Consider the following 20,824-nt stretch of genomic DNA (forward strand, 5'->3'; position numbering starts at 1 on the left):
TCGGCGCTCAGATGGGCGTGCGCAGCATCCCGACCATGGCCGTCTACCAGGGCGGGCGGGAGCTGCAGCGCCAAAGCGGCGCCCGCCCGGCCCCGGCGATCGTCCAGTTCGTCGAAGCCGCGCTGTAGACGAGCCCGCTCGCGCCGCGACCGCAGCTCCCGGCGCTGTCGAAGCCGCTGCTAAACTGCGTCGCGCATGCGCAGCTTCGACGCCAAGGTCATCGCAATCACCGGCGGCGCGGGGGGCATCGGAGCGGCGCTGGCCCGGGCCTTCGCGGCCAAGGGAGCCCACCTCGCGCTCCTCGACCTCGACGCCGAAGCGGCCGAGCGAACCGCCGAAGGCCTGCGCCAAGGCGGTGCCCGGTGCTCGGCCCACGCCGTCGACGTCAGCGATCGCGGCGCCCTCGAGCGCGGCCGCGACGAGGTCCTGCGCGAGCACGGAGGCGTGGACGTGCTGATCAACAACGCGGGCCTGACGGTGTTCTCGACCTTCGAGGAGCTCAGCCAGGAAGAGATCGACCGCATCCTCGACGTCAACCTGCGCGCGGTCATCGACGGCTGCAAGCTGTTCATGCCCGCCCTGCGCGAGCGCCCCGAGGCCCACATCGTCAACATCGCCAGCTCCGCGAGCTACGTCGGCATGCCCTGGCAGACCCTCTACTCGGCCACCAAGTTCGCCGTGCGCGGCTTCTCCATGGCCCTGCGCGCGGAGCTGGCCACCTCGCCCATCGGGGTGACCTGCGTGTGCCCGGGGGCGACGGCGACGAACATCATCAACGCCGCGCCCAGCCGCGACGCCGCGGTGACCGACCCCCTCGCCAAGCAGATGCAAAACGCCTTCCCGCCCGATCGCCTGGCCAAGCGGGTCGTCCGCGCGGTCCGCCGCGACCGCGCGATCTTGCCGATCACCCCGGACGGACACGCCTTTGCGATCGGCTCCCACCTCTCGCCCCGGCTGATGCGGGCGAGCATGAAGGCCCTGGCCAAGTACGGCTGGCGCCGCAACCAGTAGACCCCGTGCGCGCCCTGACCCCCTTTCGTCTCCGCGGCCTCGAGCTGCGCAACCGCGTGATCAAGACCGCGACCTACGAGGGCATGAGCCCCGGCGGCGTGCCGACGCCTGCGCTCACCGAGCACCACGCCGCCCTCGCCCGCGGCGGCGTCGGCATGACGACCCTGGCCTACGTGGCCGTCTCGGCCCGGGGCCGGACCTTCGCCAACCAGATGGCGATGAGCCCCGAGCTCGTCGCGCCCCTGCGCGCGCTGACGGACGCGGTCCACCGCGAGGGCGCGGCCGCGTCGATCCAGCTCGCCCACTGCGGGGGCTTTTCCAAGCTCAAAGCGCAGCGAAGCTTCGATCCCCCCGGGCCCCTGGGCCCCTCTCGGGTGCTCAACCGCTACGGGCTGATGCAGGGGCTGGTGTGGGTCAAGGCCATGCCCCGCGAGGTCATCGCGGGCCTGCCCGAGACCTTCGCGCGGGCGGCGGGGCTCGCCCTCGACGCGGGCTTCGACGCCATCGAGCTCCACCTCGGCCACGGCTACCTGCTCAGCCAGTTCCTCTCGCCGCGCACCAACAAGCGCCGCGACGACTACGGCGGCTCCCTCCAAAACCGCCTGCGCCTGCCCGTCGAGGTGCTCCGGGCCGTGCGCGCCGCCGTCGAGGCCCGCCGCCCCGGCACGCCGATCGTGTGCAAGACCAACCTCCGCGACGACCTGCGCGGGGGGCTCGAGCTCGACGAGGCCGTGGAGATCGCCAGGGTCCTCGAGCGCGAGGGGGCCGACGCCCTCGTGCTCAGCGGCGGCTTCGTCAGCCACTCGGCCTTCTACCTGCTCCGCGGCGACCGGCCCCTGAAAGACATGATCGCCGTCGAGTCCGACCCCAAGCAGCGCCTCGCCCTGCGCCTGCTCGGCCCGGCCGTGATCGAGGCGCATCCCTTCGAAGAGTTGTTCTTCCTGCCCCTGGCCAGGCAGGTCCGCGCGGCCGTCGACATGCCCCTGTGCCTGCTCGGCGGCGTGGTCTCGGGGGCGAACATGGAGCAGGCCATGGCCGAGGGCTTCGAGCTCGTCGCCGTGGGCCGGGCGCTGCTCGAGAACCCCAATTTCGTCCGGGACGTCGCCGCGGGCACCGTCGAGCGCTCGCCGTGTACCCACTGCAACCGCTGCGTCGCCGAGATGGACCGCGGCGGGGTGCGCTGCGTGCTGCACCCGCCTCCGAGCTAACGGGCGCCCTCAGCCTGCGCGCAAGACCTGCTCGCGCGCCCACTCGTCGAGGCCCGCGAGGATCCGACGATCCGCCGCGCCCAAGCGCTCGCCCTGGCGGTAGTGCGTGGGCGCGCCGTCGTGGTCCCAACGCACGGGATCCAGCCAAAAGTAGTGCCTGCCCTGCTGGCTGATCCTGCGCTCGCCGAGCCACGCCAGCACGGCACGATCGACGCGGCGCGTCGTGTCTCGGAAGAACGAGGTGTACCAGCGACGCTCGGTCGGCCGCTTGCGCAGGAACCCGTGGTCATCGACGAAGAAGCGCCAGCGCCGATGCACCACCCAGCCGCCCTCGAGATCGCCCGAGCGCGGCAAGAGGTGGTCGTAGAGGACGTGGCGCTGGGCGAGGGAGCGCGCGTCGAAGGTCGCCACCAGCTCGCCGTGGACCTTTCGCCACGGCCGGCCCACCTGGGCGGCGAGCCAGCGCTCCGCCGGGCCGAGCTTGTCCGAGAAGCCCCGGTAGACCTTGCGTCGACGGACCGCGCACTCGTCCTCGAAGTCCGCGGTGTTTGTGCACCAACGCCGAGCCTGCTGCCGCGACGCCCGGCGCTGGACGGTGTTCGAGCTGCGCCGCTCCCAGACGTTTCCAGGGTAGCGGCCCCCCTCGATGACCGTGCGCTCGAGCCGTTTGGTCGCCATCCCCCTCAGGCTGGATCGGCGGCCGATGTCGAGCAACGCGGATCCCGGCTCCTCGAGCTGCGATTCCTCGGGGCGTCCTCCCCCCGAACCGCGCGCTGCTCCGGGGCTCAGCGACCCCGCGTCGGCTCCGCTGGCGTCTGCGCCCAACAACCCCCACAGTCGAACCATGGCTTGGCGAGTGGTGAAGCGGCGCCTCGGTCGGGCGGGGGGCGAGCGCGAGCGCCTGCACCGGCAGCGCGAATGGGATCAGCGCCACGGCGAGGGCATGTGGGCCATCGGCTACGTCCTCGACGGCGCCTTCGTGACCCAGGCCGAGGCCTACGCGCGCATCTACGTGCCCAGCTACGCCGACTTCTTCGACGCCCACCCCGAGGTCCTCGACGAGCTCCTGCGCACCGCCAAGGCCCTCCGCAACCCCCACGCCGAGGCGACCACCGGCGTCGACCTGCAGGTCCCGGCGATCCTCGAGATCCTCGAGGCCCGCGGCCTGAGCCTGCGCGGCGACGCCCTGGTCGACATCGGGACCTGGAAGAACCAGGCCTCCCACGCCATCAGCGTGCGCCTGAGCCCGCTGCAGGTCCCCTGCCACGGCTTCCCCAAGCTGACCCTCGAAAAATTCTGGCAGTCCAAAAAGTGCCTCGCGGTGTGGGCGACCTGACGAGCACCGCGTGTCCGAAGTCCGTGCCGGGTTTGCGGTGGAGCTCCCACGGCGAGGAGCGGCCATGGACGACGCCCGCGTGGCCCGCTGGGTCCGGCGCGTGTTGAAGACCTGAGCCTGCTCGCTCTCAGCCCCCGCCCAGGCCGCACTCTTCGAAGTTGCAGTCCCAGTTGACCACCACCTCTTGCTGGCAGATCGGCGCGGCCCCGCCCGGCCCCAGCGTGGCCTCGTCGATCCACAGCTCGGCGCAGGGCTGGATGGGCAAGGCCGCGACGGCCTCGCCGTCGGAGAGCGGGTTCTGGCGCAGGTCCAGGTAGGTGATGACCTCGGGCTCGTCGCCGTGCAGGGGCGCGACGTCGACGATGGCGTTGTCGCGCAGGTGTAGGCGCGCGACGTCGGCGAGGCCCGTGAGGTCCGAGACGCCGTTGGCGATGAGGCTGACCTCCTCCAGCTCCTGCAGCTCAGCGAGGGGGCTCAGGTCCGTGATGGCGTTGAGGTTGGCGTTGACGACCCGCAGCGCGGGAAGGCTCGCGAGCACGGCGATCTCGGTCAGCCCGTTTTCGTCGACGTGCAGGTGCTCGAGGCCCGGGGTCAGCGCGGGATCGAGGGCGGCGATGCTGGTCAGCTCGTTGCCGCCGACCCGCAGGATGCTCAGCTCCGGGTAGGCGTGGGGCAGCGCGAGGCTCGACAGGGCGCAGTCCATGGCCACGAGGTTCATCAGCGCGGGCTCCTCGGGCAGGCTGCTCAAGTCCGTGAGCGGCGTGTCCGAGAGATAGAGGGACTCGAGGGTCGGGATGGTCGGCAAGCCGTCGAGGCTGCTCAGCTGCGTCCCCGACAGGTCAAGACCGGTGAGCGCGCTCAGGCCCGTGAGCCCCTCGACGGCGGGGATGGGGTTGTTGCGGACGTCCACATAGTCGAGGGCCGCGAGGTCGACGAGGGCCGCGAGGGACTCGATCTGGTTGTCGTTGAGCCCGACCCACTCGAGCGCGGGCAGCTCGGCGAGGGGGCTCAGATCGACGATCGCGTTGTAGCCGAGCTCCACCCGGGTCAGCTCGCCGAGGCTCACCAGCGGCGAGAGGTCGACGATGCTGCCCTCGACGAGGCGGAGCTCCTCGAGGTTGACCAGGCACTCGATCCCGCTCAGGTCCGAGACGCCCGCGAGCAGGCCTCCGTTGACCGCGCTCAGGCTCGCCGCGGCCTCGGCGGTGATCGCCTCTCCCTCCGACAGGCCCAGGTCGTCGGCCACGACCGCCCGCAGGGCTGGGTCCGCGAAGCTGCAGGCGTCCACGGGCGCGCCCTCGGTCTCGGTCTCGGTCTCGGTCTCGGCCTCGTCTTCGCCCACATCCTCGTCGGAGCCTTCGGTCTCGCCCTCGGTCTCGCCCTCCTCGGCGTCCGAGACCGCGCCGGGAGCACACGCACAGGTCAGCAGCCCGAGCACCAGGGGGAGCGCGCGACGATCCATCGATCCCAGGAGTACCACCCGGCCAGCGGATCGATCACGCCTCGGCGCCCTCGCCGAGGGACGCGAAGGCGCAGGACCACGCGCGAGTACCAGGATCCGCGGGGTCGCAAGCGCATGATCGACCGCGTCGCCAAGCTCGTGCTGCGCACCACCAAGCGCAAAGCCATGGGCTGGAGCTTCCACGACGGCCGCTTTGGCCAGCCCCTCGACGAGGCGCGCGGGCCCTTCGGCGAGGCCCTCGAGCTCGCCCGGTGGGCGCCCTCGGCCAAGAACGAGCAGCCCTGGCGCGCCGTGGTCCGCCCCGACGGGCGGGGCGTGGACCTCTACGTCGAGCTTGGCCTGCGCCACCAGGTCGGGGTGGGTCGCAAGATGTACGCCTGCAACCCCGAGTACCTCGACCTGGGCACCTTCATCCGCGGCCTCGACGTCGGCCTCGCCGCTCGAGGCGTGCGCGGGCGGTGGCGCGCCGAGGACCCTGGCCTGGCCTGGCCTGGCCCTCCCGACGGGGGTCGACCTCGAGTACCTGACCAGCTTCGTGCCCGACCCCTAGCGAGCCCGCGTCCGGGATACCATCGAGCGATGCCGCGCTCTTCTCTCGTCGTGCTCGTCGCGCTCTCGGCCCTCGCCTGCGGGCGCGCTCCCCTGAGCGGGGACGAGGGCGACGACGCGGCCACGGACGGCGAGAGCGGCGAGGACGAGGCCTCGACCGACTCGGACACGAGCGAGAGCGAGAGCGAAGACACCAGCTCCGAGACCGACACCGCGGACACCGACAGCTCCGAGACTGGAGCGGAGCCAGAGCCCCTGTCCGGGGACAACTGCGACGTGGAGCTGCGCTGGGCCCACGTCGCCGAGGGCGGTGACCCCGAGGACGTCCTGCGCAGGCTCGCCGTCCACGACGGCCTCGCGGTCCTCGGAGGTGAGCACGTCGACGGCGAAGACCGGGCCCAGCTCGTGGTCGCCGTCGACGCCCCCTCAGCCCAGACCCGCTGGCAGACCAGCTGGGCGGACCCCTTCGTGTCCTTCGAGGATGCGCCGGGCATCCAGGGCGTGGCCGACGTGCGCGTGGACGCCGGGCGGGTGTTCGCCCTCGGCGCGAGCCCCGACATCGACGGCGGCGTCCCGACCTGGTTCTCCGTCCACGACCCAAACGGAGAGTCGCTCGCGCTCACGACCACGCAGGACGCCCAGTGGCGTCGGCTGACCCGCGACGGCGACCGCCTGCTGGTCGTCGGTCTCCACCGCGACGGCCCCCGCGACGACCTCTACCAAGCGCTGGCATGGTTCGACGACCAGGGCCAGCTCGACGAGCTCGTCGAGGCCGAGCCCGCCGCCCTGTGGATCGACGACGTGATCGCCGACGCAGGCCGGATCTGGTTCGCCGGCAAGCAGTTCGGCTGCGGCTTCATCGGCGAGTACGCCCCCGACGGGGCGCTGCTGTGGTCGACCTGCGTCGACGCCGTCGAAGACGAAGACATCGGCGCGCTCACGGCCTTGAGCACCCTGCCCGACGCCGAGGGGACCCTGGTGGCCGTCGGTGGCGTCGACGCCGTCAAAGAGCACCCCGAGCGGGGCGCGTGGCTGTTCACCGAGCCCCACCTCAGCGCCTGGACCCGCGAGGGCCAGCCCGCCTTCGACTGGACCCCCGGCCCCGGCAGCTTCCAAACGGGCCAATTCGACGACCTGGCCGTGCTCCCCGACGGAGGCTTCGTCGCGGTCAGCACCGAGCGGGACGTCACCACGCCCGAAGACCCCAGCACCCCGGTCCTCTACCGCTTCGACGGCGCCGGCGCGCTCCTGACCCGCTGCGAGCTCAGCCGCGGCGCGGGCTGGAGCGCCGCGCTCCCGGCCGTCGAGGTCGACGGCGATCGCGTCGTCGCCCTGCTCGTGGGCGCCGTCGGAGACGAGCCCGCCGTCAGCGACCACGCCCTGGTCGAGATCGAATTTTGACTCGGCTCACAGCCCGCGCAGATGCTCGGGCTTGAGCAGGGCCTCGTCGCCCCGGGCGATGACCGCGTCGAGGACCTCGACCATGGCCGCCTTGTCCCGGGGCAAGGTCCCGCGCAGGGGCAGGTAGTTGCTGGCGTGGTTGCTCGAGAACCGGCAGTTCGAAAACTCGCTCTCGGCCACGATGGTGCGCAGCTCCTCGAGCATGCGGAACTTCGAGGGCAGCTCGAACTCGCCGGCGGACTGCATGTCGAACAAGGGCGTGCCCGGCACGACGGTGGTCGTCAGCGCCCCGACGTAGGGCGGGTCCATGCGCGTGAGCGCCTGCGCCGTGCTGCGGGCGTGCTGCTCGCTCAGGCCCACGCCGCCGATGCCCAGGAGCACGATGACCGAGTGCTGGACGCCCGCGGCGCGCAGCTTGTCCGCGGTCTCGATCAGCTCTGGCCGCGTGCCGCCCTTGTCGATGCGCTCGAGGACCTCGGCGTCGCCGGTCTCCATGCCGTGGTAGACGATGCCCAGCCCGGCCTCGCGCAGGGCCGTCAGCTCTTCGACGGACTTGCGCCCGACGCTGCGGGTGTCGCCGTAGCTGCCCACGCGCTCGACCCAGGGCAGGTGCTCTCGGATCGCGGCGAGGATCTGCAGCAGCCGCCGGGTCGGGAGGATCAGCGCGTCCCCGTCGCACAGGAACACCTTGGTGCTGCGAAAGCCTCGCCGGCCGGGGCGCCGACCCATGGCCCCGGCCTCGATGATGTCGGCCTCGACCTGCCCCCAGTCCTTGGGCCGAAAGCGCTTGTCCCGGTACATGTCGCAGTAGACGCAGCGGTTGTGGCTGCAGCCGAGGGTGACCTGGATGAGCAGGCTGTGGGCCTCGCTCGGCGGGCGGTAGATGCGACCGACGTAGTCCATCGCGGGGAGAGTACCCGCCCCTCCCCGGGCTCAGCCCGATCGAGGGCAACGAGGCGGGGACAACACCCGAGGACGGGGGCTCAGGACGGGTCCTGACTGGCCGCAGGCGGCTGAATAGCAGCACGCGCAGCCTCGTCTGCAGGACTCGCCATGACCGGACTTCGGCCGCTCTCGCTCCTCGCCCTGCCCCCCGTCCTCGCCGTGTGCGCCGGGCTCTTCCCTGCGCCGGCCCACGGCGCCGCCTTGGACACGCCGAGCGATCCCGTCGCCGAAACCATGACCGATTCGACCGAGGCGATGGACGCCTTCCGGGCCAAGCAAGAGGCGGTCGTCGAGGCCGTCCGCGCGGGGGCCAGCGACGCCGAGCTCCAGGCCAAGGTCGACGAGCTGCTCGACTACGAGTGGCTGGCGACGGCAGCCCTGGGCGGGCCCAAGCACTACGCCAAGGTCTGCGGCGAGCGCTGCGGCGAGTTCCAGGGCCTGCTGACCCAGCTCATCCGCGCCAACTACCTGCGGATGATCCGCAAGGCCGAGAAGCACCCCATCGAGTACGTCGGCCAGGTCGCCGGACGCAACGGCATGTTCAAGGTGACCACGCGCCTCGAGATCGAGAAGCACGGTCGCCGGCAGACCGTGACCGTCGCGTACACGATGCGCCAGACCGAGGGCGCCTGGCGGGTCCTCGACATCATCACCGACGACGTCAGCCTGGCCCGGACCTACAGCTACGAGTTCCGCAAGATCGTCGAGAAGGAAGGCATCGCGGGCGTCATCACCCGGCTCGAGGCCAAGCTCGACGCGCTCGATTGATTGTGTGAATGGGGAGGTGGGACTCGAACCCACGACCGCCGAGTTCAAAGCCCGGTGCTACCAGCCAGCTGAGCTACTCCCCAACGGGTCCCGTGGCGCTCGAAAGCAGCCAGGGACAATGCGAAAGACCTCGACGCGGCGCACGTCGAGGTCTTGGTTCGTGAAGGAACGCAGGGCCCAGCGTGCACGTTGCCGTGCCGGCTGGGTCGCTGCCCAGCCGGCTACACTTGGCGCTGTCGGGTCCCGAACATCACGACCACAAGCTAGTCGAAGCGCGCCCAGGCGCAAGCAGAGTTTTGGCCCAAACTTCAACTTCAGCCTGCGACGAGGGCCTGAAACCACGGCTCCCCGCGCACGCTCGCCAGGTCGCCGTCGGCCCGAGCCTTGGCGCGCAGCTCCGCTCCGCCCAGCTCGATCGCCCGCCTCAGCGGCGCCTTGGCCTCGTCGCCTGCGCCCCCCTTGGCCAGGGCGCAGGCCATGTTGAAGGGGTGCTTCCAGGCCCGCGGATCCGCCTGCGCGGCCTTGCCGAACAGCTCCGCCGCGCGCTCGGCCGCCGCTCGATCCCTCGCGCCCTTTTTGTGGTGCCCAAACGCCGCCTTGGCGTAGGCCTCGGCGGCGAGGGGGCCGAGCTCGACGAGGGTGAGCTCGAAGCCGTCGGAGCAGTCGCCCATCCACCCGTGGGCGAGGACGGCGAGGGTGCGGGCGTTTGGGGAGAGCACGGCGAGCTCGGGGTAGATGGTCCCGCCGCCGTCGAGGTCGAAGTCCTCGGCGAGCTCGATGGCGGGGGCCCACACCGGGGCGCCTCCGTCCTCGGCCTCGGCCTCGGCCTCGATGCCGAGCTCGAGGCTCCGCCCGCGGGCGCGCCAGACCACGCGCAGGTCGGCGCCGTAGGGCCACACCTGCTCGGGCACGGACAGCGTCGCTTTCAGGGCTTCGACGGCCTCACAGGTCTGCTCCGGGGACGCCTTCACGGTCCCGTCGAGGTTGATCTCGAAGCAGTCGCCGCAGTGGTCGGCGCAGCCCGTGGCGCAATAGCTGAAGCTCGAGCCGTCCTGGGTCCAGCCGAACACGCCGGGGTGGTCGAAGAAGGTGCCGACCTCCGGATCGAGGTGCTTGGTCGGCGACGCGGGCAGCTCTCCATCGCCGGCTCGGGTCGGCTCGAAGGTGATGGGTCCCGGCGAGAACGCGACGCCGCTGTCCCACGCGTCTTCGCTGGGCGCTTCCCCAGGCGCCTCGACGGGCTCTCCCGCGTCCTTCACCCCGGCGTCGCCTTCGCCCTCGACGGGCTCGGGCTCAGCCTTCTCGGGCGCCTCGTCCTCGCTGGGCGCCTTCGTCACCGCGTCGCCACGGAGCGGCCGCTCGTGCTCCGACTCCGCGCCCTGCGTGCACGCGAGGCCGACCACGGCCAGACACGGAGCGAGGAAGCGCGAACACGCGGGCAGGCTGCGGAGCATGCGCAAGCTCTACCACGTCTACCGGTGGGGAAACGCGAGAGCGGCCCGCTGCACCGCAGCGAACCGCTCTTTTGGGCCTCGACCCGGACCGCAGCGTCAGACCAGGGGCATGGCAGCCCGCGCCGCGGCGAGCTCCTTGCTCAGGCGCAGCTCATAGAGCGCGCGCTCGTCGGGGTCGAGCTCGTCGAGGTCGGTGGTCGTCTCGACGCGCAGCACGTCGCCGTTGGCCCCCGCCTTCTCGTGGATCTCGGTCAGCCAGCTTCGCCCGGTCCCGGGGTCGTGGCTGAGCAGCCGGCTATACCCCGTCCGCCCCTTGTCCCGGCGGTAGACCTCGAAGCTCTTCACCGCGCCGTGCAATGCCGCGTTCATCTGCGGCGGAACCTAGGCGCTGATCCTCGACAGCGCAACTGGCCTTTGGACGAGTCGTGCAGGTGGGGAGCGCTCGGGGTCGCGCCCGTTCACGCCTACCGTGCAAGCCCGCAACCTTCGCGAGACTCGGTGCTAGAGCCGTCACGTAGTCGAATGATTGCCATCGCAATTTGACCGGTGAGGCGACAGGGAATCGGACTTCGCGACGAGACAGCTCACGATGATCTCGGCATTTTTTCAACGGGCGCGTCGCCCACCCAACCCAGAGCCTCACGCAAACCCCACCCTCAGTGCGGTCGATTCTCGCGCACGCTCGAGGCGCTTGGGTCGAAATGCCTCACTCGACTTCGGTGAAGCCTGCGCAGGCCTCGACGATGATGTTCAAGCTCGCGTCGAAGAAGGGCGTGTAGTCGTCGGCGCACACGTCCCCCATGCGCCCGTAGGTGAAGGCGTCGGTGAATTCTTTGATGCGCTTGGACAGCTGCGCGTCTTCGTAGGGCACGCCTGGCTTGCACGCGTTGGGCGGCAGCACGCCGGCCAGCGAGAGCACGACGACGTTGGTCTCGAGGCCCTTGGTCGCGATCATCGCGTCGATCCAGTCGGCTGGATGGCCCGGGCTTCCGGTGTGGACCTGGGTCTGCACGGCGCCGTCGTCCTCGTCGGTGATCAGCACCAAGACGAGCAGCGCGTCGTCGCGGAGGAAGCCCTCGTTGCAGCCGCCGGGGCCGGCCTGCTCGGGGCCGATGGCCGTGAGCGCAGCTTCCAGCTGGTGCTCGTCGCCGCTGCCGTCGATGCCGACCTTCGCCGCGCAGGTGAAGGCCGCGTCGAGGTCGTCGGCGAGGCTGATGAAGCGGCCCTCGGCCCACGGCCCGCACTCGCCCTGGTCGGTCTGCGTGACCAGGGCGCCGATGCTCTGGCAGCCCTCGACGTTGTGGGCGTAGGCGTCCGTGGTCACCACGCCGATGTGATAGTCGTTGGTCTCGGTCAGGTTGGCCTGGATGCCGGCGATGAAGCCCTCGAAGCTCGTCGCCAGGCTGTCCTGCTCGGCCATCATGCTGTTCGAGTTGTCGACCACGAACAGCAGATCGACGGCCTTGCAGTCGGGCAGGGGCAGCTCCTCGGGCATGTCGAGCTTGTCGCCGCCGGGCCCCTCCTCGGCCTCGTCGCCGTCGTCGGGGGTCGGCTCGGCATCCCCGCCGCCCTCCTCGTCCTCCCACCACGGGGTCTGCGGACCCTCCCAGTCGCTGTCGTCGGAGCCCTCCGAGGAGTAGACGACCTGCTGGCAGCCACCGAGGACGAGCACGCTCGCCACGGCCACCGCCGGCCACCGCCCTCGCCCCTTCCCTGCGTCCGCTCGCGCCATCGACCCCACTAACCTACAAGGCCGACCGCGCTTTCGCACGGCGCTCCCGCGAAAGCGAGATCGGCGCGAGCGCCGCTGCTCAACCCCGAGCCGCGATCCGGCGGTCGTCATCCGCCAGCAGTCGCTGGACTGCCGGCCGCTGGAGCGCCCGGCGCTGGTACTCGGACAGCGCAGGCGAGGACTCGATCGACACCTCCGCGCGCCCGAGCAGGGTCAGGATCCACGTCAGGTACGCGTCCGCCACGGACCACGCGTCATCGACGAGGTAGGCCTGGGTCCCCAGCGCGGCCTCGATGAGCTCCAGTCGCGCGGGCGTGAGGGCGCGGAAGTTGTCTTTCACCGCGTCGGTGGCCTCGGGATAAAAGACCACCCGAAACAGCTTGGTGTGCAGCTCCGTGGACAGAAAGCACAGCCACTGCAGCTGCCGGTAGTAGGCCGCGCTCCCGGGCTCCCGCCGCACGGGCGCGGTCGCGTGGTCCTGGACCCACAGCAGCGCCGCGACGGTCTCTCGGATCACCACTCCCGACTCGAGCAGCAGCACGGACACCGTCCCGAGGGGGTTGAGCTCCAGCAGCGAGCGGCCGTCCTCGAGCACGCGCGTGCGCGGGTCGTTCTCGATGAGCCCGAGCTCGACCCCGCCCTCGGCCGCGGCGATGCGCACCGCCAGGGAGCAGTAACGAGGCGAGTGGACCAGCGTCGCAGCCACGGCCCGGTGATACCACCGCGGCGCCTGCCTCAGCCGGGCTCGTCGACGCGTCCGTGGCCCCGTCGATCTCATCCCGATCGGCGCCGCCCACCGTGGGCGAGCGCGCTCCCTTCGCACCTTCGCCACGCTCGCGGCTGGCGAGGGTGACAGAGCTTTCGCACGACAGGGTCACGATGGCCGACCTTGCGTCCCTGGGACCAGGCGGCGAACCTACGGTCCATGGCCGAGAGCCTGTTGTCGCTGCGAATCAACGGAGAGGCGGTCTCGACGGCCGCGCCGAGCCACTGGACCCTGCTGGAGGTCCTCCGCTACCGCCTGGACCTGATCGGCTCGAAGCAGGGCTGCGACAAGGGCGACTGCGGCGCCTGTACGGTGCAGATCAACGGGGAGCCGGTGCTCGCCTGCTTGACCCTGGCCGCGACCGCCCAGCGCGGCGAGGTCCGCACCGTCGAGGGCCTCAGCTGGGCCCCCGAGGCCAGCCAGGGCTGCCACCCCCTCCAGGACGCCTTCGACCGCTGGGACGCGGCGCAGTGCGGCTTTTGTACGCCGGGCATCTTGATGGCCGCCGAGGCCCTGCTGCGCAAGCGCGCGGCCGTGGTCACCCGCGACGAGGTCCGCGAGGCCCTCGCCGGAAACCTGTGCCGGTGCACCGGCTACACCAAGATCATCGACGCGGTCGTCGACGCCAGCGAGGTCGTGTTTGGCCAGCGCGGCGACGAGTCGACGGACGACAGCGCGCAGCAGACCGGGAGCTGAGAGGAACACGATGGCCTACGAACCCAAGCCCGAGTCCAGGACCGAGCACGCCGACGCCCCCGAGTGGAAGCTCGGCAAGTCGCACCGCAAGGTCGACGCCATGGAGCGCATGCGGGGGGTCACCCGCTACACCGACGACATCAAGCTCCCCGGCCTGCTGCACTGCAAGATCCTGCGCAGCCCCCACGCCCACGCGAAGATCCTGTCGATCGACACCAGCCGCGCCGAGGCCATGGACGGCGTGCACGCCGTGGTCACCGGCGAGGAGCTGAGCATCCCCTACGGCATCATCCCGTGGACCCCCGACGAGACCGCCCTGGCCGTCGGCAAGGTCTGCTATGTCGGCGACGGGGTCGCGGCCGTGGCCGCCGTCGACGAGGACACGGCCATCGCCGCGTGCGCGGCCATCGAGGTGCTCTACGAGCCCCTGCCCGCCTACTACGACCCGGAGAAGTCCCTCGAGGCCACGGCCAAGAACGCCGACGGGAGCTACACCGGCGCCGACGGCAAGGGCGTCGCCATCAACCCCTACGCCCGCCGCGGCAACCGCAGCAAGAACGTCGTGCTCGAGTTCGGCGAGGTCGACCCCGCCATCGACCAGGCCGAGCTCATCATCGAGGGCGACTACTTCTTCGAGGGCACGACCCACGGCGCCATCGAGCCGCACTGCGCCGTCGCCAAGGTCGAGCCCAACGGCATGCTCACGGTGTGGTCGGCGACCCAGGTCAGCCACTACCTGCACCGCGAGCTGGCCAAGGTGCTCGAGCGCCCGGCCAACACCATCCGCGTGATCCAGCCGCCGCTGGGCGGCGCCTTCGGTGGCAAGTCCGAGCCCTTCGACCTCGAGTTTTGCGTCGCCAAGCTGGCGATGAAGACGGGCCGCCCGGTCAAGTGCCTCTACACCCGCGAGGAAGTGTTCTACTCCCACCGCGGCCGCCACCCGATGAAGATGAAGTACCGCACGGGCTTCACCAAGGAGGGCAAGATCACCGGGGTCGCGGCCCGCACCTTCCTCGACGGCGGCGCCTACTCGAGCTTCGGCCTGGTCACGACCTACTACTCGGGCCAGCTGCTGTGCGCGCCCTACCGCTTCCCGGCCTACCGCTTCCACTCGACCCGGGCCTACACCAACAAGCCCGCGTGCGGGCCCAAGCGCGGCCACGGCTCGGTCCAGCCGCGCTTCGCCATCGAGGTCCAGATGGACAAGGCCGCCGTCGAGCTCGGCCTCGATCCCTTCGAGCTGCGCCGGCGCAACGACATCGGCGCGGGCGGAGAGACCGTCAACGACTTCAAGATCGGGAGTAACGGCTTCCTCGAATGCCTCGAGCAGGTCGAGGCGGCCTCGGAGTGGACCGAGCGCAAGCCCGAGCTCGGCTACGGCCGCGGCCTCGGGGTCGCCGGCAGCACCTACATCTCCGGCACCAACTACCCCATCTACCCCAACGACATGCCCCAGGCCGCCGTGCAGGTGACCCTGGATCGCAGCGGGCGGGCGCGGGTGTTCTCCGGCGCCAACGACATCGGCCAGGGCAGCAACACCATGCTCGCGGTCATCGTCGCCGCCGAGCTCGGCCTCGAGCTCGACGACGTCCGCGTGCTCTCGGCCGACACCGATCTATGCCCCGTCGATCTCGGCGCCTACAGCTCGCGCATCACCTTGATGGTCGGCAACGCGTGCATGGAGGCCGCCCAGAAGCTCCGCCGCAAGGTCCGCGAGTCCGTGGCCAAGCGCTGGGAGGTGCCCAAAAAGCGCGTGACCCTGGTCGAGCGCAAGGCCATGGACATCGAGAACCCCGAGCAGTCCGTGCCCATCGCCGAGGCCTTCCAGTGGGCCGAGTCCGACCACGGCCTGCTCGGTGAGATCGGCAGCTACAACACGCCCAAGGACCGCCACGGGGACTACCGCGGCGGGACCATCGGCGCGTCCCCGGCCTACAGCTTCACCGCGCACGTCGCCGACGTCAGCGTGGACCCGGAGACCGGCGTGGTCACGGTCCACGACATCTGGGTCGCCCACGACTGCGGCAAGGCCCTGAGCCGCCGAATTGTCGAGGGCCAGATGGAGGGCTCGGCCTACATGGGCTTCGGCGAGGCCATCATGGAGCGCCACGACGTCGACCCCGACCACTCCGGCGTGCACATCGGCCCGAGCCTGCTCGACTACCGCATGCCGACCTTCCTCGACACCCCGGACCTGCACGCGCTGATCGTCGAGGCCCCGGACCCGCAGGGCCCCTACGGCGCCAAGGAGGCCGGCGAGGGCCCGCTGCACCCGAGCATCCCGGCCATCGCCAACGCCATCTACGACGCCGTCGGCGTGCGCATCGACACCCTGCCCTTCAGCCCGCCCAAGGTCCTCGCGGCCATCCTCGAGCGCCAGGAAAAAGAGCGCAACGGCGAGCTGCCGGTGTTCAAGGCCGACAAGCGCGGCGACATCAACGACGGACGGAGGAGCGCCTGATGCTGCGTCTACCCCAATTTGGCGTCGAGCTGCCCGAGACCGTGGACGCCGTGGTCGCGCTGCTGCGCGACAACCCGAGCGCCCGCATCGTCGCTGGCGGCACCGACATCCTGCCCAACCTCAAGCACCGCCTCGACGAGCCCCCCAAGCTGATCAGCCTGGCCATGGTCCGCGAGCTGCGGACCATCGAGCTGGACGCTTCTGGCGAAGGTTCGGACCTGGTCATCGGCGCCGGCATGACCCTCACCGAGGTCAGCGAGCACCCCCTGGTCCGCGAGCACTTCCCCAGCCTGGCCAAGGCCGCAGGCCTCGTCGCCAGCCCGCTGATCCGCAACATGGGCACCATCGGCGGCAACCTCAACCTCGACACGCGCTGCCGCTACGTCAACCAGACCCACTTTTGGCGGCAGGCCCTGGGCGGCGGCTGCCTCAAGTCCGAGGGCAACGTCTGCCACGTCGTGCCCAAGGGCCGCAACTGCGTCGCCGCCATGAGCTCCGACTGCGTGCCCGTGCTGATCAGCCAAGGCGCCGTGATCGAGCAGGTCGGCACCGCCAACGAGGCCGGCAAGCGCAGCGTGCCCGCGGGCGAGTACTTCCGCGCCGACGGCCTGCGCCACACCGTGCGCGAGGACGGCGAGCTCACCGTCGCCATCCGCCTGCCCCTGCCCAGCACCCCGCGACGCAGCGCCTACGCCAAGTGGTCCGTGCGCCAGAGCATCGACTTCCCCCTGGTGTCCGTCGCCCTGCGCTTCGACCTCGACCAGGACTCGCCCCACGGCGTCGTCCAGGGCCTGACCGTCGTCGCCGGCGTGCTCGGGGCCAAGCCGCGCCTGGTCACCAAGCTCGACGACGCGCTCGGCAAGAAGCTCTCGGACCCGGCCTTGAGCCGGATCGTCAGCGAGCGGGTCCACAAGCAGTGCAAGCCCCTCGAGAACGTGCCCTTCGAGGCGCCCTACCGGCGGCAGATGCTGGCCGTGTATACGCGGCGGGCGATCGAAGCGCTGACGGCGGACTGAGGGCCGACGTCCTCCCATCCAGAGATCCGAACTGGCCGGGAGCGTGATATGCGCTCCTGGCCAGCGGCACTGGTTCAGGATGAGGGCCCTTGACCAACATATGTCATCGATGACATATGTGTTCTGAGGTGACTAAGCTCGAGATCCCGACCAACCCCGGCGGTAGCTTGCGTCCCGAGCATGTCTTGGGCCGAAATGAGCTCATCCAGCGCTATTGGGCGGCCCTCGAGACTCAGAGCATCGCGCTCCTCGCGCCTCGGCGAGTCGGCAAGACCTCCATCACCAAGCGGATGATCGCCTACCACCCGGATGGCTGGATCGTCCACTCCCGCGACCTCGAGAACCTCGACTCCCTCGAAGGCTTTGTCCGCGCCTTGTTTGAGGACGTCGAAGAGCACGTCTCCCGCTCGACTCAGGTCACCACGCACGCGCGCAAGCTCCTCGATAGCCTCGGCATCACCCAACTCAAGGACTTCCACTTCAAACCTCAATCGTTGGACTGGCGACGGCTCCTCGACCACGTGTTCAAGGACCTGGACGAGCTCGCGCTTCAACGCGACGAGAAGTTCGTGTTGTTCTGGGACGAGTTCACCTACTTCCTGAGCGAACTCGCCAACGAAGGCCGGGAACGAGAGGCCATGGACCTCCTCGACGCGCTCCGAGCCGCCCGTCAACGATACCTCCATGTACGCATGGTGCTCACGGGATCCATCGGACTTCCCGAGGTCGAGCGCCGGCTTCGGGCAGCGGGGCACAACAATCGAGCGCTCAACGACGTCGCCGCTCACATCGTCCCGCTCTTCGACGAAGCCAACGCCCGCATCGTGATCGGGGCTCTGTTTCGCGGCGCCAAACTGCCGGCCTCCGCCGCCTTGAGCGACGCCATCTACCGGGTGAGTGAGGGCCACCCCATGCTCATCCAGCTGCTCATCGAACGCCTCAAGCGCTCCGAGCGCCCTAGCCCCGAGGCGGTCGACACGATCTTCACCGAACTCATCGAGCCCCCCGGTGACCCACTGGACCTGCGTCACTACATCGACCGCCTACCCGCCAATTTCCCGGCTGAGCAGTTGGAGCCCGTCTACGCAGTCCTCGACCACGTCGCGCTCCACCCCGAGCAAACGCCGACCGCCATGTTGAGCGCCCTGGACCTCGATCGGACTGCGCTCACCAACCTCTTGCGCCACCTCACCGACGACTTCTACCTGGTCAAGGTCCGCGAGAGCCGAGGTTACCGGTTCCGCTTCGGTTTTCTGCGTCGCTTTTGGATCGAGGAGCGCGGCCTGTGAAGCCCGTCTCGTCCCGCTTCTCGCCTCGCCTCCTCGACCTCGAGACCCTCGAGGCGCTCACGGTCGGACGCGAGGCCGTCTGTGCGCACCTCGTCGACAGTATCTGGGACGCTGTCTCCAGCGGACAGGGGCGCTTCGACGTCGTCGTGGGCCCGCGCGGGATCGGGAAGAGCCACACCTTCGGGCTCGTCGAAGGCCGACTGCGCGAGCGGGACAAAGCTCAACAGCAAGTCGTGATCGTCGCGCTTCCCGAGGAGTTCCACCCGAGCTCCCTCGTGCACTTGTTGGCCAAGGTGCTGGAATTGATGCCCGACGAGGATGGCCTTCCCCGAGTCGCTTCACAGCTCGCCAACCTGAGGATGGGGCCTCAGGGCGAAGCCCTCAAGACCGCTCAACGTCTCATCGCGGGGCGCCTGGGTGCGCGTGGGCTCTTGTTGATGGTCGAGAACTTCGACGCGATCCTGCGCGACCTCGGAACCAAGGGGCAGGCCTCGTTGAGGAGACTAGTCCAGCGCATGGGGTGCTGGTCGATCTTCGCCACGGCACGAACAACGAAGGGTTGGACCGAGCAAACCGCGCCTTTGCATGGAACCTTCAACGTCGAGCAACTCGCGCCCCTCGATGCGTCTAGCGCTACGGAGTTGATACGTCAGCTCGCTCGCCTCCACGGCCAGACTGACCTCCACGAATGGCTTGGCTCGGACGAAGGTCGACTTCACGTTCACTCCACCTACGCGCTCCTCGGAGGCAACCCTCGGGTGATGGCGATGGTGTTTCACCACCTCGACCACGACGACCCCGGCGACCTCTACGGGAACTTCTTTCGCCTCGCCGAAGAGCTCACGCCCTACTACCAAGAGCAGATGGAGCGTTTGTCTCGCGGCCAGCGCCCCGTCGTCGAATTTCTCGCCGAGCGCTGGTCTCCCGCTTCCGTCACTGAGATTTCCAACGGGACCTTCTGTCCCCAGGCATCCGTCTCGACTCATCTCCGCGCCCTAAAGCGGGACCACCTCGTCCACGCGCTGAAGGTTGGGAAGAATCGCTACTATGAGCTCTCAGATCCACTACACCGCATCGCAAGGGCGATGAAGCGGGACCAGCAACTCGGGAATGCGCTCTCCAACATGGCGCGGGTTTGGGGAGTCATGGCTCGCAATGATTTTGGCCACGCCTCACTCAGCCCCCTTCAAGCGTTCCATGCGCCTCCTCCAGAATATATTGAAAACCTAACATCGGAGATATTACGACACTCAATCAAAGGAGACGACAATAAGGTCGACGCTCTGACCGACTGTCTGATCGCCCATGGCCAATCCGACAGCTCATCACTACACACCATCTGCGGCACGCTCCTACTGACCAAGAGTGACAAAAAAGCACATCACTTCATCGACATGCAGTCCAGGCGGGACTTCGGAGTCTACGTCATCACGTCTCTATACCTAATCCTCACCCACAACCCCGCGCTACGAAGGGAACTCCCCCTGAGCTGGCCGAAGCTTGTACAGAGCACAGACATCTCGCTGTTCTACGCCACGGATGAACTCCTCGAAATCACTCGAGACTGCATACGCTCGATCGAGCAGAAGGGAGGACCCAAGAGCTTAGCAACACTGCTCATCATTTCGGTCCTACGTGATTTTGGGGAGAATGCCGCTGCCCAGCTCTATCAATCCTTGGAGCATGACCTGACACTTCAGAATCAAAAGCTCCTCGGAGTCGCAGCATGGTTCCACAATTCCCGCCTTTTCTATGAAGATCTTGTCGCTCAGCCCCTCGCAGGAACGGACGAAGGTCGATCCATCAGCACTCTATTTGCAATCGACTCATCGAGCGACGGCCACTCTACACTTTCACCAGAACAAGAAGAGTGGTCGCTAGAGAACGCCGACTGGCTGGCGACGCTGTGGATCGCAGGGCGGCCGACACTACCGACGAGCCACACATTTTCCCTCAGTACGGGAAGTGAGGATCGCTTCGAGCTCCTCTCAGGTCAAAGTTCCGTCAAAGCGTTCATGTATCTACCTCGGGAGATGCGGCGCTTCATTCGTGTTTCCCTGACTTTTCTGCACGCGAGCAACCTCCTCGAAGCGTTCCCGGCCGAGGACCAACTCATAGAACATTGACTCGGTCTCTGTCCCGAACAAACAGCCTTGGCGCCTGTTCTTGCCCAGCCCCTCAGCCCGCCTTCGAGCGGATGGACAGCTCCGGGCTCGGCTGCTCCCACCAGCTGCGGATCATCGCGCTCAGCCCCTGCTCCGCGGCCATCCGCTCGTCGATGCCGCTCATCCAGTCCACCGCCGGCTCGAGCTCGGCGAACACCTTGTGGGGGGCCTTGGGCTGGGCGAAGAGCAGCACGGCGCGGACGAAGGTCCGCACGGTCCGGGCGCTGAAGCCCCCGCCGTCGAACACGACCGCGCTGGCGACGGTGTGGCGATCGAACTCGACGAACTGCTTGCGCGCCTCTTCGCGGATCCCGGCCTCGGGAGAGCCGAGCTGGCGATCGAGGCGGACCAGGCCGAGGCTCGAGATGCCCTCGGGGTAGCGCGCGATGATCTCGCGGTAGGCCTCGCCCAGGCGCTGGTAGTCGCGGAGAAAGGGCTGCCCCCGCCAGTCTTGAACCAACAGGGAGCCCCAACGGGCCAGCCTCAGCTCGGGCAAGCTGATCACCTCGACCAAGCCCGAGCCCACGTCACCATCCGTGGTCACGCGACCATGCTAACACCGAGC

The 20,824-nt window shown here is 69.2% G+C and carries 18 protein-coding genes and 1 tRNA gene; 10 read left to right on the plus strand and 9 right to left on the minus strand.

Features of this window, described 5'->3' with window-relative positions; genetic code table 11:
• Window positions 1-195 precede the first annotated feature (195 nt).
• Complete coding sequence (locus PPSIR1_RS32965) at window positions 196-1,011, plus strand: SDR family NAD(P)-dependent oxidoreductase (RefSeq protein ID WP_006975582.1); 816 nt, start codon at window positions 196-198, stop codon at window positions 1,009-1,011.
• Between the two features lie 5 nt (window positions 1,012-1,016).
• Window positions 1,017-2,219: an NADH:flavin oxidoreductase gene (locus PPSIR1_RS32970; protein ID WP_006975583.1), complete on the plus strand. Its 1,203-nt coding sequence runs from the start codon at window positions 1,017-1,019 to the stop codon at window positions 2,217-2,219.
• 9 nt (window positions 2,220-2,228) lie between these two features.
• Here the strand turns inward: PPSIR1_RS32970 and PPSIR1_RS32975 are convergent, their stop codons facing one another.
• Window positions 2,229-2,897 carry a hypothetical protein gene (locus tag PPSIR1_RS32975; RefSeq protein ID WP_006975584.1) on the minus strand — a complete coding sequence of 223 codons (669 nt, stop codon included), beginning with the start codon at window positions 2,895-2,897 and terminating at the stop codon, window positions 2,229-2,231.
• Window positions 2,898-3,063: 166 nt separating this feature from the next.
• Here PPSIR1_RS32975 and PPSIR1_RS32980 point away from each other — a divergent pair, with 166 nt between their 5' ends.
• A complete protein-coding gene (locus PPSIR1_RS32980; protein ID WP_045117249.1) occupies window positions 3,064-3,555 on the plus strand; it encodes a hypothetical protein in 492 nt (163 codons plus the stop codon).
• Between the two features lie 127 nt (window positions 3,556-3,682).
• Here PPSIR1_RS32980 and PPSIR1_RS32985 read toward each other — a convergent pair whose 3' ends face one another.
• Window positions 3,683-5,017, minus strand: coding sequence for a leucine-rich repeat domain-containing protein (locus tag PPSIR1_RS32985; protein ID WP_006975586.1), 1,335 nt, complete (start codon window positions 5,015-5,017; stop codon window positions 3,683-3,685).
• A gap of 114 nt (window positions 5,018-5,131) precedes the next feature.
• On the opposite strand from PPSIR1_RS32985, the gene PPSIR1_RS32990 reads away from it, so the two are divergent.
• Complete coding sequence (locus PPSIR1_RS32990) at window positions 5,132-6,967, plus strand: hypothetical protein (protein WP_006975587.1); 1,836 nt, start codon at window positions 5,132-5,134, stop codon at window positions 6,965-6,967.
• A gap of 6 nt (window positions 6,968-6,973) precedes the next feature.
• Here the strand turns inward: PPSIR1_RS32990 and PPSIR1_RS32995 are convergent, their stop codons facing one another.
• Window positions 6,974-7,870 carry a radical SAM protein gene (locus PPSIR1_RS32995; protein WP_006975588.1) on the minus strand — a complete coding sequence of 299 codons (897 nt, stop codon included), beginning with the start codon at window positions 7,868-7,870 and terminating at the stop codon, window positions 6,974-6,976.
• A 150-nt stretch (window positions 7,871-8,020) separates the two neighbouring features.
• Here PPSIR1_RS32995 and PPSIR1_RS33000 point away from each other — a divergent pair, with 150 nt between their 5' ends.
• Window positions 8,021-8,680 carry an MlaC/ttg2D family ABC transporter substrate-binding protein gene (locus tag PPSIR1_RS33000; RefSeq protein WP_006975589.1) on the plus strand — a complete coding sequence of 220 codons (660 nt, stop codon included), beginning with the start codon at window positions 8,021-8,023 and terminating at the stop codon, window positions 8,678-8,680.
• An 8-nt stretch (window positions 8,681-8,688) separates the two neighbouring features.
• Here PPSIR1_RS33000 and PPSIR1_RS33005 read toward each other — a convergent pair.
• The 5 genes from PPSIR1_RS33005 to PPSIR1_RS33025 form a co-directional block, all read right to left on the minus strand.
• Window positions 8,689-8,763: transfer RNA gene (locus PPSIR1_RS33005), tRNA-Gln, on the minus strand.
• A gap of 231 nt (window positions 8,764-8,994) precedes the next feature.
• The gene (locus PPSIR1_RS33010) at window positions 8,995-10,134 is read right to left on the minus strand and encodes a TPR end-of-group domain-containing protein (RefSeq protein WP_157596219.1); all 1,140 of its coding nucleotides are present in this window, start codon (window positions 10,132-10,134) and stop codon (window positions 8,995-8,997) included.
• A 96-nt stretch (window positions 10,135-10,230) separates the two neighbouring features.
• Window positions 10,231-10,503: a hypothetical protein gene (locus PPSIR1_RS33015; protein WP_006975591.1), complete on the minus strand. Its 273-nt coding sequence runs from the start codon at window positions 10,501-10,503 to the stop codon at window positions 10,231-10,233.
• A gap of 337 nt (window positions 10,504-10,840) precedes the next feature.
• Window positions 10,841-11,866, minus strand: a complete 1,026-nt coding sequence (locus PPSIR1_RS33020; RefSeq protein WP_157596220.1) for a hypothetical protein — start codon at window positions 11,864-11,866, stop codon at window positions 10,841-10,843.
• Between the two features lie 79 nt (window positions 11,867-11,945).
• Window positions 11,946-12,572, minus strand: a complete 627-nt coding sequence (locus PPSIR1_RS33025) for a glutathione binding-like protein (protein WP_157596221.1) — start codon at window positions 12,570-12,572, stop codon at window positions 11,946-11,948.
• A 219-nt stretch (window positions 12,573-12,791) separates the two neighbouring features.
• Here PPSIR1_RS33025 and PPSIR1_RS33030 point away from each other — a divergent pair, with 219 nt between their 5' ends.
• From PPSIR1_RS33030 to PPSIR1_RS33050, 5 genes are all read left to right on the plus strand, one after another.
• Window positions 12,792-13,328 carry a (2Fe-2S)-binding protein gene (locus PPSIR1_RS33030; protein WP_006975594.1) on the plus strand — a complete coding sequence of 179 codons (537 nt, stop codon included), beginning with the start codon at window positions 12,792-12,794 and terminating at the stop codon, window positions 13,326-13,328.
• A gap of 10 nt (window positions 13,329-13,338) precedes the next feature.
• Window positions 13,339-15,789, plus strand: coding sequence for a xanthine dehydrogenase family protein molybdopterin-binding subunit (locus PPSIR1_RS33035; protein WP_006975595.1), 2,451 nt, complete (start codon window positions 13,339-13,341; stop codon window positions 15,787-15,789).
• Window positions 15,789-16,805 carry an FAD binding domain-containing protein gene (locus PPSIR1_RS33040; RefSeq protein ID WP_006975596.1) on the plus strand — a complete coding sequence of 339 codons (1,017 nt, stop codon included), beginning with the start codon at window positions 15,789-15,791 and terminating at the stop codon, window positions 16,803-16,805. The genes PPSIR1_RS33035 and PPSIR1_RS33040 overlap by 1 nt, the downstream gene beginning before the upstream one ends.
• A 128-nt stretch (window positions 16,806-16,933) precedes the next feature.
• Complete coding sequence (locus PPSIR1_RS33045) at window positions 16,934-18,094, plus strand: ATP-binding protein (protein ID WP_157596222.1); 1,161 nt, start codon at window positions 16,934-16,936, stop codon at window positions 18,092-18,094.
• Window positions 18,091-20,220, plus strand: coding sequence for an ArsR family transcriptional regulator (locus PPSIR1_RS33050; RefSeq protein ID WP_006975598.1), 2,130 nt, complete (start codon window positions 18,091-18,093; stop codon window positions 20,218-20,220). Before PPSIR1_RS33045 ends, PPSIR1_RS33050 begins: the two co-directional genes overlap by 4 nt.
• Before the next feature lie 52 nt (window positions 20,221-20,272).
• On the opposite strand, the gene PPSIR1_RS33055 is transcribed toward PPSIR1_RS33050, so the two are convergent.
• On the minus strand, window positions 20,273-20,803 hold the full coding sequence (locus tag PPSIR1_RS33055; RefSeq protein WP_157596223.1) for a hypothetical protein: 531 nt from the start codon (window positions 20,801-20,803) through the stop codon (window positions 20,273-20,275).
• Between the last annotated feature and the right edge of the window lie 21 nt (window positions 20,804-20,824).

Source organism: Plesiocystis pacifica SIR-1 (genome assembly GCF_000170895.1).
GTDB classification, from domain to species: domain Bacteria; phylum Myxococcota_A; class Polyangia; order Nannocystales; family Nannocystaceae; genus Plesiocystis; species Plesiocystis pacifica.